Origin of the sequence: Mycobacterium sp. 236(2023), from assembly GCF_029623955.1 — a bacterium.
In the GTDB taxonomy this organism is placed as follows: domain Bacteria; phylum Actinomycetota; class Actinomycetes; order Mycobacteriales; family Mycobacteriaceae; genus Mycobacterium.
In genome coordinates, this window is the sequence record NZ_JARSBP010000003.1 from 844,711 (window position 1) to 859,760 (window position 15,050).

General features: G+C 66.7%; 16 protein-coding genes. 8 read left to right on the top strand and 8 right to left on the bottom strand.

The genetic code is table 11. The annotated features are described in order from the left end of the window. The 3 genes from P9A17_RS15370 (at position 1) to P9A17_RS15380 (ending at position 2,364) form a co-directional block, all read left to right on the top strand. The gene (locus P9A17_RS15370) at positions 1 to 339 is read left to right on the top strand and encodes an STAS domain-containing protein (protein WP_278039491.1); all 339 of its coding nucleotides are present in this window, start codon (positions 1 to 3) and stop codon (positions 337 to 339) included. Between the two features lie 85 nt (positions 340 to 424). After that, entirely contained in the window at positions 425 to 832 is a 408-nt protein-coding gene (locus P9A17_RS15375; protein ID WP_278039492.1) for an STAS domain-containing protein, read from the top strand. Positions 833 to 1,341: 509 nt separating this feature from the next. Further along, entirely contained in the window at positions 1,342 to 2,364 is a 1,023-nt protein-coding gene (locus tag P9A17_RS15380; RefSeq protein ID WP_347403843.1) for a YncE family protein, read from the top strand. A gap of 29 nt (positions 2,365 to 2,393) precedes the next feature. Here P9A17_RS15380 and P9A17_RS15385 read toward each other — a convergent pair whose 3' ends face one another. Both P9A17_RS15385 and P9A17_RS15390 read right to left on the bottom strand, forming a co-directional pair. Beyond that, positions 2,394 to 3,083, bottom strand: coding sequence for a response regulator (locus tag P9A17_RS15385; protein WP_278039494.1), 690 nt, complete (start codon positions 3,081 to 3,083; stop codon positions 2,394 to 2,396). Continuing rightward, positions 3,080 to 4,636 (bottom strand): sensor histidine kinase, encoded by a 1,557-nt coding sequence (locus P9A17_RS15390; protein ID WP_278039495.1) that lies wholly within the window; start codon positions 4,634 to 4,636, stop codon positions 3,080 to 3,082. Before P9A17_RS15390 ends, P9A17_RS15385 begins: the two co-directional genes overlap by 4 nt. Positions 4,637 to 4,748: 112 nt before the next feature. Between P9A17_RS15390 and P9A17_RS15395 the strand changes: the two genes are divergently transcribed. Next, positions 4,749 to 6,140 (top strand): cation:dicarboxylase symporter family transporter, encoded by a 1,392-nt coding sequence (locus P9A17_RS15395; RefSeq protein ID WP_278039496.1) that lies wholly within the window; start codon positions 4,749 to 4,751, stop codon positions 6,138 to 6,140. Positions 6,141 to 6,209: 69 nt separating this feature from the next. On the opposite strand, the gene P9A17_RS15400 is transcribed toward P9A17_RS15395, so the two are convergent. From P9A17_RS15400 to P9A17_RS15415, 4 genes are all read right to left on the bottom strand, one after another. Then, positions 6,210 to 6,524, bottom strand: coding sequence for a hypothetical protein (locus P9A17_RS15400; RefSeq protein WP_278039872.1), 315 nt, complete (start codon positions 6,522 to 6,524; stop codon positions 6,210 to 6,212). Positions 6,525 to 6,610: 86 nt separating this feature from the next. Beyond that, a complete protein-coding gene (locus P9A17_RS15405; RefSeq protein WP_278039497.1) occupies positions 6,611 to 6,922 on the bottom strand; it encodes a hypothetical protein in 312 nt (103 codons plus the stop codon). A 10-nt stretch (positions 6,923 to 6,932) separates the two neighbouring features. Then, on the bottom strand, positions 6,933 to 8,120 hold the full coding sequence (locus tag P9A17_RS15410; protein ID WP_278039498.1) for a lipid-transfer protein: 1,188 nt from the start codon (positions 8,118 to 8,120) through the stop codon (positions 6,933 to 6,935). A 76-nt stretch (positions 8,121 to 8,196) separates the two neighbouring features. Beyond that, on the bottom strand, positions 8,197 to 9,987 hold the full coding sequence (locus P9A17_RS15415) for a serine/threonine-protein kinase (protein ID WP_278039499.1): 1,791 nt from the start codon (positions 9,985 to 9,987) through the stop codon (positions 8,197 to 8,199). A 166-nt stretch (positions 9,988 to 10,153) separates the two neighbouring features. Between P9A17_RS15415 and P9A17_RS15420 the strand changes: the two genes are divergently transcribed. From P9A17_RS15420 to P9A17_RS15430, 3 genes are read left to right on the top strand one after another with little or no spacing between them, the layout of a single operon-like run. Further along, positions 10,154 to 11,203 carry a dihydrodipicolinate reductase gene (locus P9A17_RS15420; protein WP_278039500.1) on the top strand — a complete coding sequence of 350 codons (1,050 nt, stop codon included), beginning with the start codon at positions 10,154 to 10,156 and terminating at the stop codon, positions 11,201 to 11,203. Between the two features lie 13 nt (positions 11,204 to 11,216). After that, positions 11,217 to 12,074 (top strand): class II glutamine amidotransferase, encoded by an 858-nt coding sequence (locus P9A17_RS15425; protein WP_278039501.1) that lies wholly within the window; start codon positions 11,217 to 11,219, stop codon positions 12,072 to 12,074. A gap of 15 nt (positions 12,075 to 12,089) precedes the next feature. Beyond that, positions 12,090 to 12,950 carry a patatin-like phospholipase family protein gene (locus P9A17_RS15430; protein ID WP_278039502.1) on the top strand — a complete coding sequence of 287 codons (861 nt, stop codon included), beginning with the start codon at positions 12,090 to 12,092 and terminating at the stop codon, positions 12,948 to 12,950. On the opposite strand, the gene P9A17_RS15435 is transcribed toward P9A17_RS15430, so the two are convergent. Next, positions 12,939 to 13,922 carry a patatin-like phospholipase family protein gene (locus P9A17_RS15435; RefSeq protein ID WP_278039503.1) on the bottom strand — a complete coding sequence of 328 codons (984 nt, stop codon included), beginning with the start codon at positions 13,920 to 13,922 and terminating at the stop codon, positions 12,939 to 12,941. The two genes, P9A17_RS15430 and P9A17_RS15435, sit on opposite strands and share 12 nt — an antisense overlap. Positions 13,923 to 13,973: 51 nt before the next feature. Between P9A17_RS15435 and P9A17_RS15440 the strand changes: the two genes are divergently transcribed. Then, entirely contained in the window at positions 13,974 to 14,342 is a 369-nt protein-coding gene (locus tag P9A17_RS15440; RefSeq protein ID WP_278039504.1) for a VOC family protein, read from the top strand. A gap of 6 nt (positions 14,343 to 14,348) precedes the next feature. Here the strand turns inward: P9A17_RS15440 and P9A17_RS15445 are convergent, their stop codons facing one another. Further along, positions 14,349 to 14,780 (bottom strand): lipoprotein LpqV, encoded by a 432-nt coding sequence (locus P9A17_RS15445; RefSeq protein ID WP_278039505.1) that lies wholly within the window; start codon positions 14,778 to 14,780, stop codon positions 14,349 to 14,351. Between the last annotated feature and the right edge of the window lie 270 nt (positions 14,781 to 15,050).

The window sequence follows — 15,050 nt, forward strand, 5'->3', positions numbered from 1 at the left end:
GTGCAGCAATTCTCCGAACGCCAGATCGATGGCGTCGTCGTCGTGTCGGCCGTGGGTGCGGTGGACATGCTGACGGCGCCGCAGTTGCAAGAGGTCATCGACGCGGCGGCCGAGCGCAAGCCCGCCGGGCTCATCCTCGACATGACCGAGGTCGACTTCCTCGGCTCGGCCGGGATGCGTGTTCTCGTCATGACACAACGGCGCCTCGACGGCGTGACGAGGTTCGCGGTGGTCGCCGACGGACCGGCGACCAGTCGTCCGCTGAAGATCACCGGCCTCACGGACCACATCGAGTTGTTCTCCACGCTCGACGTCGCCCTGCAGAGCTTCGGGGAGTGAGCTGGTCCGCCTCTTTGCGGCGAACGGCCGCGGCAGGCGGAAAGCCAGGCATATCTGGCGGTTGAGCGGGTAAATTGACCTGCAAATGACCGTAACGTCTATTCGCAGCAGGTCAGCGGACTCGCGGCGCTTCTCGATCGCGTCGAGGTCGCTGGCGGTTGTGCGCCGCGTCGACGGTCGGGGCGCCAGCAAGCGCGTCACGGTCTCGGCTTCCGGCGAGGTGGACTCGGCCAACGCGAAGCATTTCGCGCACACCGTTCGTGAGGCGGCGGTGGGCGCGGCGACCGTCATCCTCGATCTCACAGCCGTCGAGTTCATGGCGTTCGACGGCGCGTCAGCGCTCTATGCGATCAGTGCCCACCTGGCGCGCGAGGATGTCGCCTGGTGTGTGGTTCCGAGTCCGGCCGTATCTCGCGTCGTCAAGCTGTGTGATCCCGAGGGGCTGATCCCGCTCGAAGAGACCCCGGCTGTTTTCGGTGTCAAGCGGGCCTGACCGTCTCCGATTTCGTCGGTTTCAGCGAATCACTGGCAGTCGTGGCCCTCATCGTCGGCGGCCAGCGGCGGTCGCGCGGTCCGGAGTTCGAGGTCTCAGTGTCTATTGCTGTCGTGTCGCTGTGTGATGTGCGCCTCAATCTGAGCGGTAAAAGCTAAGAATTTCGCGGAAGCGGTGTTTGTCACAAATACCCGAAAAACTTGCCGCAGTCCGTATAGATGCTGTTCAAGAGATCTTCATCTATTGCTAGCCGAGGATAACAAATTGATAACTAGGAATTGTCTAAGCGCGGCCTGAGAGTATGCGGCCCCTATTGGCCGGCACGCCTATTTATCGGTTCTGACCGTGATTTCGCGTCGCTACACTCGGTTCAGACCACGCCCTCGATGGGCGGAGAGAGACCGAACCTAGAGCTCATTGTGCTCTTACCGGCGGAGGTACCAGACGATATGGCTAACTTTTTGATGCCCAAGGGGCATGTGATGCGCAACCGTAAAGATGATGCTTCTGTGGTCGATGGGACCCTGGCGACCACTGCCAAGGGTGACGTCGTGCTGGAGCGTCGCGCCCTCGTTTCTGCGAGCCCGATAGGCGACATCGCGGCAGGTGGCAGCGACGTCGTCGTCGCGAACGGCGGCGACGACAGCGTGTCGATCCTTGATCCCGCGACGCTGGCAGTGCGCGAGACCATCGCTGTCGACGGCGAGGCCGTTGCCGTCGCTGTATCCGACGACCGCGCCTATGTCGGCGTCGCAGGCCCGAGCTTCGACGCGGTTGCCGTGATCGACCTCGGCACCAGGACCGTCATCAAGACCTATCCCGTGGCGTACGGGATCACCGCACTTGCGGTCAGCCCGGACGGCAAGCGCGTCTACGCCGGGCGGACCACGCAGGACCGGGTCGACGTCGCCGTCATCGACGTGACCGCGGAGCGGGTCGGCACCATCGAGATCGGCCATGGCCCCGCCGCCAACATCGACGCGCTGCGTGTGGACCCCAACGGCAAGCGGCTGTACCTGGCCGTCACCGATACCAGCGGCAGCAGGCTGATCGTCGTCGACGCCGAGACGTCACTGATCAGCCGCGTGGTGCCGGTCGGCTCGCCGATTCGCGATATCGCCAACGCCGGCGGTGCGATCTATGCGCTGACGTCCGACCGCGCGGTCGGAGGTGCAGTGCAGGTGATCGACCTGGCCACCATGCGGGTCACCGACAAGGTGAACCTCGGCGGCGCGCCCACACAACTGGTGTTGAGCGCAGACCAGGCAAGCGCCTACATCGTCGACTACGACCGCGTCGCCGTGCTGTGCACGCTGACCCTCGACGTCATCGATTCGCTCAAAGTCGACGCGCGTCCTGCGTGCGTCACCCAGGGCGAGGACGCATCGCGGCTCTACATCGCCGACTACGCCGGCGGTGTGAGCGCGTTCTCGGTCGAGTCGCCGATCGAGTCGCTGTACTCGCAGTTCATGGCGACCGACCCGATCGCGCTGAGCGCCCCCCGCATCCAGCGCCAGCCCGTCACCGTCTGACCCTCGGCCTTGCGCCACGAGCTGCGAGGTCAACGCCACTGATATCGGGTCTTCGGACGCCCGGCCTTGCCGTAATCGGTGTGGCGGCTGACGGTGCCCTCATCGGCGAGCCGCTCGAGATAACGCCACGCCGTCACCCGGGACACTCCGACCTGCTTGGCCACCTCGTCAGCCGTCACCCCGTCGTCGGAATCGCGGACCGCACGAGCGATTTCGTCGTTGGTGCCTGCCGCTGCGCCTTTCGGGGCCGCTGACCGGTCCGACCCGATCCGCAGTTCCGCCAGCGCGCGGTCGACTTCGGCCTGGCTGGCGGCATCGGTGCCGGCGGGCAGGGCCTCACGGTAGCGCTGATAGCGCTCCAGACGCTCGCGGAATGCGGCAAAGGTGAAGGGCTTCAACAGATATGCGAGCGCCCCGTGCCCGACAGCGGCGCGAACCATCTCGAGGTCGCGCTCCGACGTGATCGTGATGATGTCCGGAGCGGGCCGTAACCCCGACAGTGCGGACGCGAGGGTGATGCCGCTGGCGTCCGGCAGGCCGATGTCGAGAAGGACAAGATCGATGGGTGCTTCGCCGGCCGCCGCCTCGGACGCCACCCGCATCGCGTCACGCGCGGTATGCACCACCGCGGCCACCGAGAATCCTTGCAACCGACCGAGATACGCCTGATGGGCCTCGGCGATCAGCAGCTCGTCCTCGACGATCAACACGGTGATCACGGCTTGGCCACCGTGACGGTCACGACCGAACCATAGGTCACATCGGCGGTGAGCAGACCGTCGTGGCGCTTGACCACCTGAGCCACCAACGCCAGGCCCAACCCGTGATGTTCGGTGTCCTCGCCCGATTTCGTCGAGTACCCCAGTCGCATCGCCTTCTCGAAGGTGGTGCTGTCCATGCCCTCTCCGCTGTCCGCGACACGAATCATCAAACGATGCTCGTCCTGACTGATGGTCACCTCGACCCACGGATTGTCCGGATCGCAGGCGTCCATCGCGTTGTCGATGAGATTGCCTGTCACAGTGACCAATTCCTGCCCAGTCAACACAGCGTCGGCCTCGGCAGGCAACTCGGTGTCCTCGGTCACCGTCAACTCGATGCCGCGTTCGTCGGCTTGTGCGGACTTGCCGAGCAAGAGTGCCACGAGAGCCGGTTCGCGCAACGCGGACGACAACCGGTCGACGAGTTGTTGGGACAGTTCGAGTTCCGCCGTCGCGAACCTGACCGCTTCGTCGGCGCGACCCATCTCGACCATCGTCACGATCGTGTGCAGCTTGTTGGCGGCCTCGTGCGCCTGCGAACGCAGTGAGTCGGTGAGGACTTTCAGTGAGTTGAGTTCACCTAGCGCGCCCTGCAATTCGGTGCGGTCGCGGACGGTCACCACCTCGGAACCATCGGTGCCGTTCTGAACCCGGGAGCGATTGACCACCAGCACGCGGTCGTCGGTCACATGGATTTCGTCGCGGGCGCCGGGGTTGAACGCACGCAGGAACTCCGGCAGGTGCGAGCGGTCGATACGGCCGGCAGACAACGACAGCAGCCGGCGTGCCTCGTCGTTGGCCAGCGCCACCCCACTGTTATCGAGCACGATCAGCCCCTCGGACACCGAATGCAGGATCGCGTCGTGGTGGTCGTACATGACGCGGAGTTCGTCGGGGCGGAGGCCGTGCGTCTGGCGCAGCAGCCGCCGCCGGATTCCCCACACACCGACGAGCGAAACTGCAAGGGCGCCAACGCCGACCGCGGCTATGACCGGCCACTGTGCGCGCCACCGATCGGCCAGACTCTGCTGCAGGATGCCCGCCGCGACCAAGCCGATCACACGGCCGTCGGAGTCGCGCACCGGTGCCACCGCACGGATCGACGGTCCCAGGGTCCCGGTGTACACCTCGGTGAACGACTCGCCGCGCAACGCCGGCTCGATGGTGCCCAGATAGTCGCCGCCGATCTGGGTCGGATCGGTGTGGGTGAACCGTGTGCGGTCGGGCGCCATGATCGTGATGAACGCGATGTCGGTGTTCCTGCGCACCAGTTCGGTCACCGGCTGCAGGATCTCGGTCGCCTGCCCGGTCTCGATCGCCTGGGCCGTCGACGGCGAATCGGCCAGCGACGTCGCGATACCGAGCACCTGCTCCTCGGCCGCGGCGTCTGCGTCCTGCCTGGCGTCGAGCAGGGCCAGCGCGCTGCCGCCGATGACGATCAGCGCGATGACCAGGACCTGCAGCGCGATCGCCTGGGTCGCCAGTGACCAGGCCCGTCGCTGCGTTCGCATTCGTGCAACACCTTTCGTTCTGAACGTAATGCACTAAAACGTGACCTGGCTCACGTGCTCCACGAGCATCCTTTCAGACCCGATTTCGACCCTGTGTCCGAAGGAGCGCCAGATGACCACCACGATGGACAGGCCGGCCAACGAGCCGGCTCCGCAAGAGCCGAAGAAGAAACGCGACCGCACCCACTGGCTCTACATCGCCGTGATCATTGCGGTGATCGGCGGCGTCGCCGTCGGCATCCTCGCGCCCGACGTGGGCAAGAGCGTCGGCGTGCTCGGGACGATGTTCGTCGCGCTGATCAAGATGATGATCGCGCCGGTGATCTTCTGCACGATCGTGTTGGGCATCGGATCAGTCCGCAAAGCCGCGACCGTCGGCAAGGTCGGCGGCCTGGCGTTCCTGTATTTCCTCGTGATGTCCACGTTCGCGCTCGCGATCGGCCTCCTCGTCGGCAACATCCTGCATCCCGGCACCGGTCTGAACGTCACCGACACCGCGGGCAAGGGCGCCGAGCTCGCCGACAAAGCCCACGAGGCCGGTGGCCTGATGGACTTCGTCCAGGGCATCATCCCGACGTCGCTGTTCTCCGCGCTCACCGAGGGCAGCGTGTTGCAGGCGCTGTTCATCGCCCTGCTCGTCGGCTTCGCGCTGCAGGGCCTCGGCTCGGCCGGGCAGCCCATCCTGCGCGGCATCGAGCACCTGCAGAAGCTCGTGTTCAAGGTGCTCGTGATGATCCTGTGGCTCGCCCCGATCGGCGCCTTCGGCGCGATCGCCAACGTCGTCGGGCAGACCGGCTGGGCGGCCGTCGGCCAGCTGATGGCGCTGATGCTCGGCTTCTACATCACCTGCGCGATCTTCGTCTTCGGCGTGCTTGGTTCGCTGCTGCGTGTGGTGTCGGGGGTCTCGATCTTCAAGCTGGTCCGCTACCTGGCCCGCGAGTACCTGCTGATCGTGTCGACCTCATCGTCCGAGTCGGCACTGCCCCGCCTGATCGCCAAGATGGAGCACCTCGGCGTCGACCGCTCGACTGTCGGCGTCGTCGTCCCGACCGGTTACTCCTTCAACCTGGACGGCACCGCGATCTACCTGACGATGGCGTCGCTGTTCATCGCCGGGGCGCTGGGCGACCCGCTGTCGATTCCCGAGCAGATCGGCCTGCTGGTGTTCATGATCGTCGCCTCCAAGGGCGCGGCCGGAGTCACCGGCGCAGGCCTGGCCACACTGGCGGGCGGGCTGCAGGCCCACCGCCCCGACCTGCTCGACGGCGTCGGCCTGATCGTCGGCATCGACCGGTTCATGTCCGAAGCGCGGGCGCTGACCAACTTCTCGGGCAACGCCGTCGCCACGCTGCTGGTCGGATCGTGGACCCACACGATCGACAAGGACAAGGTGAACAACGTTCTGGCAGGCAAGGATCCGTTCGACGAGCTGACCATGCTGGACTCGGATCACGGCTCGCGTGCCGAAGAGCCGGCGCAGGAGAGGACCCCTGCGGCGGTGTAGGGCACGGGTAGGAAAGGCCCGGTCGGTCCCCTTACCGGCCGGGCCTTTCCGCGCGCTCGCGGCGAGAACTCAGCCCGTGCAGTCCAGTGTCACCGAAATGGATTGGCGGACAACCACATCAATGGTGTCCACGTCGAGGCCGTGCCTGTCCTTGTCAACGACGGTCACCGGTTGGGTCACCTGCTGCGGGTTACGCACCTCGGTGACGACGCAGTCCTCGATCGGCGCGCTGCCGATCCGGTCGATGTTGACGGTGTAACCCGACAACTCGAGTTGTTCGATGACGAGCCACGGGTTCTGGTCCTCGGCGGCCGCCTGGCCCGCCGGGCCCAGTGCCGCGCCCAGCGTCACCGCTCCTACCATCCACAGCCAACGCATCCACATCACAGGCACGTCGAACCTCCTGGGTACTGCCCGACCCACTGATGTATCGCCTACATCCAGTGACACGTTTCGGCAGCGGGAAAGGTTCAGCCGCGGCAGTCCAGGGACACCGAGATCGGCTGGCGTATCACGACGGCCTCGCTGCCGATGATGACACCGCCACTGCGGGTTCCGCCGATCACGACATTGTTTTGGACGACCTGTTGCGGATTGCGAACGTCGGTGACGATGCAGTCCTTGACGGGAGCGCTGCCAATCCGGTCGATGTGCACGGTGTAGCCCTGCGACTCCAGCCCCGCGATGACCTCCAGCGCATTCGAGTCCTGCGCGGCCGCCTGACCCACCGGTGTGCACAGGACACCGAGCGCCGACACCACCACCGCCAGACCAGCCCGCATGGTTGTCAGGCTACCGCTCGGCGCGCTGGTAGGCGGTGACGACGGCGGCCCCGCCCAGACCGATGTTGTGCTGCAGGGCGGCAGTCACGCCGTCGACCTGACGCTTGTCCGCGGTGCCCCGCAACTGCCACGTCAGCTCGCTGCACTGTGCGAGACCGGTCGCGCCCAGCGGGTGGCCCTTCGAGATCAGGCCGCCCGACGGGTTGACGACCCACCGGCCGCCGTAGGTGGTGTCGTTCTTGTCGATCAGCGCGGGCGCCTCGCCCTCGGCGCACAGGCCCAGCGCTTCGTAGAGCAGCAGCTCGTTGGCCGAGAAGCAGTCGTGCAGCTCGATCACCTGGAAGTCCTCGGGGCCCAGCCCGGACTGTGCGTAAACCTGTTGGGCGGCTTGAACATTCATGTCGTAGCCGATGATGTTGGCGGCACTGCCGTCAAAGGTCGACGCAAAGTCGGTGGTCATCGACTGCCCGACGATCTCGACGGCCTGCTCCGCCAGTCCGCGCTTGGCCACATAGTCCTCGCTGGCCAGCACCACCGCCGCCGACCCGTCCGAGGTCGGCGAGCACTGCAGCTTGGTCAGCGGATCGGAGATCATCTTCGCGCCCAGGATGTCGTCGAGGGTGTACTCGTCCTGGAACTGGGCGTACGGGTTGTTCACCGAGTGCTTGTGGTTCTTGTAGCCGATCTTTGCGAAATGCTCGGCGGTGGTGCCGTATTTCTTCATGTGCTCGCGCCCTGCCGCGCCGAACATCCACGGCGCCGCGGGCATCGCGAAGTCCTCGATCTTGGTCAGCGCGGTGATGTGGCGCATCATCGGCGATTCCCGGTCCTGCGCACCGGCCTGCAATGAGCCGGGCTGCATCTTCTCGAATCCGAGCGCCAGCACGCAGTCGGCCAGACCGCCGCGAATCGACTGTGCGGCAAGGTAAAGCGCGGTCGATCCGGTGGAGCAGTTGTTGTTGACGTTGACGATCGGGATGCCGGTCATCCCGAGTTCGTAGAGCGCGCGCTGACCCGACGTCGAGTCGCCCGAGCAGTAGCCGACGTAGCCCTGCTGGATCTCGGTGTAATCGACGCCGGCGTCGGCGAGTGCGTTGGTGCCGGACTCGCGCGCCATGTCCGGGTAGTCCCAGCCCTCCCGACGGCCCGGCTTCTCGAACTTCGTCATGCCGACGCCGATGACAAACACACGCTTCATTTGAGTCCCTTCGCTACGTTGCGGTACTCACGCGACTACCGGTTCTTCGCGCAAGCGCTCATCACGGTAGCCCGGGCTATCCGAACTCCAACCACCAGTTGTGCAGATCGTCGAGGCTGGGCCCCTGCGCATCGGCCAGCAACAGGCTGTCGTCCTTGGTCCAGACGACGTCGGGATTGGTGTTGTATGTGCCGCAGGCGATCTGGCCCGCAACATCGTCGGGGGTGTCGGTGTAGTGCCACGTCGTCGGGGAATCGATGCCGCTGCCGGGGCACTGCAGCAGTTCGGAGTTCACCCGGATCGCCTCACCGAATGCGGCGTCGAGGGCGCCCTGATCGGTGAACAGCGAATAGCGGGTGAACGCCGGACCGGACGGGTTGGTGTTCTGTTCGCAGTCGACTGTCGCGAGCGCGGTCGCGGCGGGCGGGGTGACCGGCTGGCAGTTCGAGCTGTCGTGCCCGGGAGCGAGCAGTCCCATCAGTTGTTCGTCGTAGGACTGCGTGGGCGCGGGCTCCGACGTGGTGGTCCTGGTTCGGCGCGTGGGTTCGCGCGACGACGAGGTCGGAGCGGCCGATGAAGAGCTCGACGAGGCGGAGGTCGACGTCGAGTCGTCGTCTTTGGTGACGAGCCAGATCCCGACAGCAGCGAGTCCGAGCACGACGACCGCCCCGATCGCCAGCAGCGCGAAGATCGGCCCCTTCGAACCTCCCGAGCCGCCGCCCGACGGTGACGGCGTGGTCCAGCCGGGCGGGGGTCCCACCGGCGGTGGCGGGGCCTGATATCCGCCCGCGTATGCCGGGGCGCCCAGCGGGGGAGTTGGCCCGCCGTAGCTCGGCATCGCGCCCGACGGAGGCGGGGGCGGGGGCGGAGGTGGCGTCGCCGCGAACGAACTCGGCGTCGCCGGATACGCCGGGAACGAGCCCGGCGTCGGAGGACCGGAGGGCGGTGGCGGAGGTGGTGGTGGCAGCGGGGCCGTCATGGTCGCGGCCTGGCTGCGCTGAAGGATCGCGGCGGCCTGATCCTGTTCGGCACGGGTCAGCGCTTCGGTGGCCGCAGTGGCCAGCTCGCCTGCGGAGTTGTACCGATCGGTGGCCTGTTTGGCCATGCCCCTGGCGATGACCTCGTCGAAGGCTGTCGGAATTCCCTGCCGCACCTGGCTGGGCCGAGGCACCGGCTGGTTGAGATGCGCGGTGATGACCACGCTGACGCTGTCACCCTGGAACGGCTGCGCTCCCGTGAGGCATTCGTGAAGCACGCAGGCCAGCGCGTAGACGTCGGCCTGGTGGGTGACCTCACCGTTGGTGAAGCGTTCCGGGGCCATATAGGCGTAGGTGCCGACCGCGGTGCCCAGTTCGGTGAGCGTCTCGTCGGTGGCCGCGTTGGCGATGCCGAAATCCACCAGATAGGCGAAGTCGTCACGCGTGATCAGGATGTTCTCGGGTTTGACGTCCCGGTGCTTGATTCCTGCGGCGTGCGCGGCGTCCAGCGCCGATGCGATCTGGCGGACGATCGCCGCCGCTCGCGCCGGGACCATCGCGCCCTGCTCCTTGAGCACCTTGCGCAGGTCGGTGCCGTCGATCATCCGCATGTCGACGAAGAGCATTCCGTCGACCTCACCGTAATCGTGGATCGGGACAACGTGGGGCTCCTGGAGCCGGCCCGCCGCGTGCGCCTCGCGCTGCAACCGCTTGCGGAACACCGGATCGTGGGAAACCCCCTCCGGCAAGAGTTTCAGCGCGACGACCCGGTCCTTGACGGTGTCGTGGGCCTCGTACACCTCACCCATGCCGCCCTTGCCGAGGAGGCGTTGCAACCGGTACGGGCCGACTTGGGAGCCGACGCGGGAACCCTGCTGGGGATCGGTCATCGTGGCTCCTCGGGATGTGGTTCGTCCGGCGAACACACCCTAATGCGGCAGGTGGGCCCGCACAGGCTCAACCGGCGGGTTTCGGGTTTCGCACCGTCGGCAAGGACATGTGGTGTACACCTAAATAGAACGTGTTCTAGTTCGGGGGCTCCTGGGAGGAGACGAGATGGCGCTGCGCGTCGTGCAGTGGGCAACCGGCGGAGTGGGCGTCGCCGCGATCAAAGGGGTCCTGGAACATCCCGACCTCGAACTCGCCGGCTGCTGGGTGCATTCCGAGGCCAAGAACGGTTGCGACGTCGGCGACATCATCGGCACCGGACCCCTGGGAATCACCGCCACCAACAGCATCGACGAGATCCTCGCGCTCGACGCCGATGCCGTCATCTACACCCCGTTGCTGCCCAACCCCGACGAGGTAACCGCCCTGCTGCGCTCGGGGAAGAACGTCGTCAGCCCCGTCGGCTGGTTCTATCCGTCCGACAAGGAAGCCGGCCCCCTGCGGGCCGCCGCCGAGGGGGGCGGGGTCACGCTGCACGGCACCGGCATCGCGCCCGGTGGCATCAGCGAGAAGTTCCCGCTGCTGATGTCGACGATGTCGACCGGAGTGACATTCGTTCGCGCCGAAGAGTTCTCCGACCTGCGCAGCTACGAGGCACCCGACGTCGTCCGGTATGTGATGGGCTTCGGCGACACCCCGGACAAGGCGCTGTCCGGGCCGATGCAGAAACTGCTCGACGGCGGCTTCATCCAATCCGTGCGGATGATCGTCGACGCGATGGGTTTCGCCGCCGAGCCGCGGGTGCGGTCGACTCAGGAGATCGCGGTCGCCACCGCGCCCATCGACTCCCCGATCGGGATCATCGAGCCGGGGCAGGTCGCTGCCCGCAAATTCCACTGGGAAGCCCTCGTGGGTGACGACGTCGTCGTCGAGGTGACCGTGAACTGGCTGATGGGTGAGGAAAACCTGGACCCCGCATGGGATTTCGGTCCCGCGGGGCAGCGCTACGAGATGGAGATCAAGGGCAACCCCGATTTCACCGTCGTCGTGAAGGGCTTCCAGTCCGAGATCGGTGGCGAAGGCCCCGAGTACGGCGTCGTCGCGACCGCCGCCCACTGCGTGAACTCGGTGCCCGCCGTCTGCGCCGCACCCCCCGGAATCAGCACCTACCTCGACCTCCCGTTCATCAGTGCCAAGGCGGCGCCAGGGTTGCGATAGCTAGCATCGCGGTATGTGCCGCTTGCTGGGCGTCCACGCCGGAACACCGGTCTCGGCGACCTTCTGGCTGCTCGACGCGCCCGACAGCCTGACCGCGCAGAGCCATCGCAATCCCGACGGCACCGGCCTCGGCGTGTTCGGCCCCGACGGCCCGGTCGTCTCCAAGCAGCCGATAGCCGCGTGGGAGGACGCCGAATTTGCCCGCAGCGCTGTCGAACTCACGGCGACGACGTTCCTCGCGCACGTCCGCTATGCCTCGACCGGGGCGCCCGATGTGTCCAACACCCATCCGTTCCTGCAGGACGCTCGGCTGTTCGCGCACAACGGTGTCGTCGAAGGCCTCGACCTGCTGGATGCTCGGCTGATCGAGTTGTCGGCCTCTGATCTGGTGTCGGGACAGACGGATTCCGAACGCGTCTTCGCCCTCATCACCGCCTCCATCCGCGCGCGAGACGGCGATGTGACGGCCGGCGTGCTCGACGCCGTGAACTGGCTCGCCGACACCGTGCCGATCTACGCGCTGAACATCCTGCTGTGCACGGCGACCGACATGTGGGCACTGCGCTATCCCGGCACCCACGGCCTGTTCATGCTCGATCGGCGGCAACCGGCCCAACATGACGTTTTCGCCCTGCACAGCAACAGGATTCACGCACGATCACAACATCTCGCCAATGCGCCGTCGGTGGTGTTCGCAACCGAACGCATGGACGCCGACCCGGCATGGCACCACCTCGGTGACGGCGAACTCGTCCACGTCGGGCCGGACCTCGACATCACCAGCACCGTCGACGCCATCGCACCGCCGCGGCGCCGGCTCACGCTCGCCGATTTGAGCTCGACGGCGGCGGCCAGCCAGAGTGTTCAGTAGACGAAAGGAAAGACGATGAGTCGCGCGTTGGTGCTCGCCGGAGGCGGACTGGCCGGAATCGCCTGGGAAACTGGCGTTCTCCTCGGAATCTGTGACGAGGAGCCCGATGCCGGTAAGCAGCTTCTCGACCCCGACGTTCTGCTCGGGACGTCGGCGGGCTCAACCGTCGCCGCGCAGATCAGCAGCGGGCTGCCGCTCGAGGACCTGTTCGCCCACCAGTTGTCGGAAGCGCATGGCGCCAAGGAGCTTCACCCCGGCGTCTCGATCGACGCGATCACCGACCTGTTCCTCAACGCCATGATGACGCCCGGCGCAACGAAGGAACAGAAACTGCAGAAGATCGGCGCCGTCGCCATCGACACCGACACCGTGTCGGAAACCGTTCGCCGCAAGGTGATCGAGCACCGGCTGCCGTCGCACTACTGGCCCGCGCGGACGCTGAGGGTCACGGCGATCGATGTCGAGACAGGCGAACTCGTCGTCCTCGACGCCGCATCGGGCGTCGCGCTGGTCGACGCCGTCGCGGCGAGTTGCGCCGTCCCCGGAGTATGGCCGCCGGTCGCCATCGGAGGCCGCCGCTACATGGACGGTGGTGTCGGCAGCACCGTCAACATGTCGGCGGCCCGGGATTGCGACGCCGCGATCGTCCTGGTGCCGTCGGCGGCGAACAGTCCCTCACCGTGGGGCGCGGGCACGGCCGCCGAGATCGACGCGTTCTCCGGTCCGACGCTCTCCGTCTTCGCCGATGACGACGCACTGGCAGCGTTCGGCCCTAACCCGCTCGACCCGGCATGCAGGGCGCCCGCGGCGCGGGCGGGCCGGGCGCAGGGCCGGCGCGAGGCCAAACGGGTGGCCCGGTTCCTGTCAGACCTCTGACGCGGTCAACGGCTCGTCGAGCGCGTCGAGTGCGACGCTGGCGAGCTCCTGGCCGATCTCGATGATCTCGTTGGCGCGGTGGAAGTCCAGGCTGCGACACACCGTTCGAGGCACCTCGATCAGCAGGTCCGGGGGATAAGCCGCCAGGGTGTGGCGGGCCAGCGCGGCCTGCGCGATGTCGATGACGCGGTACATGACCTCGAAGCCACCGAGCTTGGGGATGTCGGGGAGATTCGGCTCATCCTCGGGCACCGCGAGCGGTTCGTCGTCACCCGCGACGAACCTGCCGAGCACCGCGCGTCCCGTCGGAGTCTCGAGCAGCGAGCGCGCCGCCTTCGTATCGAGCAGGGACGACGAACTGCGCCACATCCGATTCAGCCAATCCGCGGTCGGAGGGCGTGATTCACGCTCGCGCCGTTGGGCTTCGGGGTCCTCGCCCGAGATGCTGACCGCGATGGTGACGTCGGCGTTGACCGCCGCGATCGGCGCCATCGGGAGCGGATCCAGGATGCCGCCGTCGGCGAGCAGGCGGCCGTCGAGGACGTGCGGTGTGATGACGCCCGGGATCGCAATCGACGCGCGGATGGCATCGTCCACCGGCCCGCGCTGCATCCACACCGACTTCCCGGTGATCAGGTCGGTCGCCACCGAGGTGTAGGGAATCGGGAGTTCCTCGATGGTGATCTCGCCGAGAATTTCGCGCACCGCGTCGAGGATCTTCTCCGCCCGCAGCACGCCCGCCGACGTGATCGACGGATCGAGCAGACGCAGCACCGCCCGCTGCGTCAAAGAGCTTGCCCACACCGCGAATTCGTCGAGCTTGTCCGCGGCCTCCAGGCCTCCGACCAAGGCGCCCATCGACGAGCCTGCGATACCGACCACCTCGTGGCCGCGCTCACGGAGCTCGTTGATGACACCGATGTGGGCATAACCACGTGCACCGCCGCTGCCCAGAGCCAATGCGACCCTCATGGCTACATTCTCGCTTGTTAAAGCCGCCCGTCATCGGCAACCCTGGATTGCATGATCGGAAACCTTCGCTCCGTCGTCTTCGACGCTCGTGATCCGCGCGGCCTCGCCCGCTTTTGGGCAGCACTCCTCGGCGGCTCGATCGTCAAGGACGACGACGACTGGGTCGTGGTCGCCGAACCGTCAGGCAGTCGGCTGGCGTTCCAACTTTCGCCCGAACATCACCCGCCGCAATTTCCGGACCCGCAAGGTTCCCAGCAGATCCACCTCGACATCGATGTCGACGACGTCGACGCGGCCGAGGAGGCTGTGCTCGCCCTCGGCGGCACCAAGGTCGCCGATACGCCGGAGGGCGGCGATTTCCGGGTGTTCCGAGATCCCGCCGGGCACACGTTCTGCCTGGTCTTCGACGTGTCCGAGTGACGCCCTCTAGCCGCAGAGCGCGTCGGCGGCCGCCTCGACGGCGACGATGACCGCTGACTGCTGGTTTGGCGTCAGATCAGACCACCGTCTGTCGAACGTCCCCGGGCCCACCGACTCGGCGTCCTGCACGGTCTTCAAATAAGGCTCGATCTGCGACCGCGGATCGCCGCCCTGCTGGTCCATCCACGTCTTGGCGGCCCGGCACGCCTGGAAGTAGTCGTCCTCGGTGGAATCGGCCGGTGCGCCCACCGCGGTCGTCACTCCGCCGGGGGAGACCCCGACCTCGCCCGGAGCCGGCGCAGGCGCCGCCTCGGATGCCGAGGACGTCGTCGCAGTCAGGGGTGGTGTCGCCGGCGGTGCGTCCGTTCCCGATGAACATGCGGTCGCGATCGCTGCCAGCGAGGCGACGCCGACGGCGCGGAGTGTTGTCCTGCGCATCCTGCCAATGTATGCACCGCCGCGGCGCGGGTCTGCGACGGGCGCGTGAAAACGCCCCGCCGCCTGGAAAGTCGTCACGATGGACGGCGGCTGGACCGAGACCTACGGGAAGACTGACCGGCACTCGGGGCGTGACCAGGGGATCTCTAGATTCACGGTGAGGTTAAAGCCCGCTGGTAGCGACGCAGGCGCACAGCGTGGCACACTTGCCGCGTGACCGACGTGACCCGCGCTCAGGAGTGTTGTCAGGCCTAATCGCCGACCCCTGAC